The organism is Bartonella sp. AU15XJBT (assembly GCF_028618615.1).
Taxonomy (GTDB): Bacteria; Pseudomonadota; Alphaproteobacteria; order Rhizobiales; family Rhizobiaceae; genus Bartonella.
In genome coordinates, this window is record NZ_JAQITG010000076.1 from 1 (window position 1) to 2,576 (window position 2,576).

The following is a 2,576-nucleotide window of genomic DNA, read 5'->3' on the forward strand; positions in this document are numbered from 1 at the left end:
GTAATCTCATTTTTTACATTTGTGAGGGAAGTGCCAACACCCGCTAAAGCTTCAGCTACATTTCCATAACTCTTCTCTTCAGAGTTGCCATCATCTTTGACTGTTGTAACCTTGAAGCTTGGGGCTGTCCATTCACCTGCGTCGTTATATCCAGCACCTCCACCGAAATACGTCGCAACTGTCTTATTCATGGAATAAAGCTGTGAGCCATTGACTGCATCTGTTGAACTTTCAGTAATATCACCAGCGTGCAGAAACGTAATCTTGCTGTTTTCTTGAGTTGCTACAGCTCTGCTTTTTTCGCCTTTGCTCTTTTCATGACGCGCTACAAAAGCATGAGCGTCATCACTCCATAACAAGGAATCATGTGCAACACTTTCAGACACTTCCTTAATACGATCATTCACATTCTTGATATTCGTATCAAGACCACTAAACGCTATGCCAACACCTTGGAACGAACTCTCTGTTACAACTCCATCTTTAGCAATATACGATAATTTATACGTTGGCTGTGTAAGGGCTCCATTTTCAAAGGATGCTTCTCCACCTAAATACTTTGCAATATCACTGCCAATTTTATGAAGCTGTCCACCCGTAACCGCATCATGTGAATCCTTAGAAATACTACCATCGGCAACATTGTGAAGAGCCGTGAGGGTTTTATCTTTACCACCAAAAGTTATACTCGCATAATCAACAGCACTATTTTCACCATCTGTTTTATCATAATGAACAACCGCTGAATCATCGGACTGAAGATGATTAATCTGGTTGGTAATATCTTTTTTGATGTTCGTAAAAGATGTACCAACACCTTCAAAAGCTGCGGCTACATTCTGATAAGTTTTCTCTTCTTCTTTGCCATCATCTTTAACAGTTTTTACTGTAAAAGATGGATCACTCCATACGCCATCTTTATAACTAGCACCACCCCCAAGGGACTTAGCTATATTCGTGGCTACAGTTGTTACATTTTGATTTGTCGTAAAAAGCTGTGAACCACTTACAGCTTCATGTGAATCTGCTGAGAGTGCCCCATCCTTTATACCTGCAAGTGTCCGCTTTTCATTTTTCTTGTTGGCAATATCAATTTTATCACCATCTGTTTCTTTACCTATCGTGATGTGTTTCGTTTCTGAATCCTGTTTAACAAAGCTACTTGCTGCTACTTGTTCTTTGACATCTTTTTCAACTTTTTGCAGTTGTGAAAAATTCACAGCATCAGTATCTTCAGTACCAGCAGCAACACCAGAAATGGTCCGTGCCGTGCCATCCTTATTCGCTATACTGATTTTAGTCCCTTCTTTTTCTTCTCCTATCTTGATTAACTTAGATTCTTCATTCCACTTAACAAGACTGTCACCTTTTACATTGGTAATCTCATTGCTAATTTCTTTTGTGATCTCATTTTTTATATTCGTGAAAGCAGTACCAACACCTTCAAAAGCTGCGGCTACATTTGTATAACTTTGTTCATCTTCTGTACCATCAGCTTTAATGCGTTTAATTTTAAAAGTTGGGCCCTCTGAATTTCCATTTCCAAAGTCAGCACCACCCCCCAGATAATCCGCAAGATGAGTACCAAGTGTGTATAGCTGACCGCCATTTACAGCGTCTTCTGAACCGTACGTTAAATCTCCAGCCCCAACAAATTTAATTCTGCTACTTCTTTTTTCTTTTCCCTCTCCATGCTGAGCACTAAAGGCTCCATCAGTTTCGCTCCACAACAAGGAATCACCTTTAACAGTGTTAATCGTATTATTAACCTCTTTGGTAATCTCATTTTTAACATTCGTGATAGACGTTCCAACCCCTGTTAAAGCTTCAGCTACGTTATGATAAGTTGCACCCTCTTCTTTGCCTTCATCGGTAACAGTTTTCACTGTAAAAGTTGGAGCGGTCCATGCTCCATTTTCATACTTAGTGCCACCACCTAAATAAGTCGCAACTTTATCATTTGTCTCAAAAAGCTGTGAGCCATTTATGGCTTCCTTTGAGTTTTCATTGATATCCCCGTCGAGTAAACCGGAAAGTTTCCGGGCTCCATTATCCTTATTTAGAATACTGATTTCGCTACCACCAGTTCCTCTACCAATCGTGATAAGACCTGCTCCTCCATCACGCAGACTACGCGCTAAAGTCATCTCTGCTACTTGCTTAACAAGAATACTGTCTCTTACATCAGCAATTTCATTATTTGTTGCCAAAAGCTGGGAACCAGTTACTGCTTCGGTCGATTCTGCTGTGAGAGAACCTTCTTTAATGCCTGTTATTGTCTTACTGCCAGCATCAATACCACCGGTGGTTATCTTAGGTCCACCCGTAATTACTAAGCCTGTTGCATCTAAGGTATTTGTACCTGCTTTTAAGCTTGTTAACGTAACGTCTTGAGCAAGATCAAATTTTAGCTTATTGTCCTCATTGCCTTTTGTAATGTTAAGATTTGTACTTCCAGTGGAAAAATCTACATCGCTGTCCATAAGAACAGTCTTGCCATTTTCACCCCCAACTGACAGTTTCCAGCCGTTTTCTTTGACGAATGTTTTTAAATCTTTTAACTGCCCTACATTTAC

The 2,576-nt window shown here is 40.1% G+C and carries 1 pseudogene; it reads right to left on the reverse strand.

Annotated features, from left to right (window positions below):
• Positions 1–2,576: pseudogene (locus PVV57_RS10015) on the reverse strand (hypothetical protein); the annotation flags it as partial.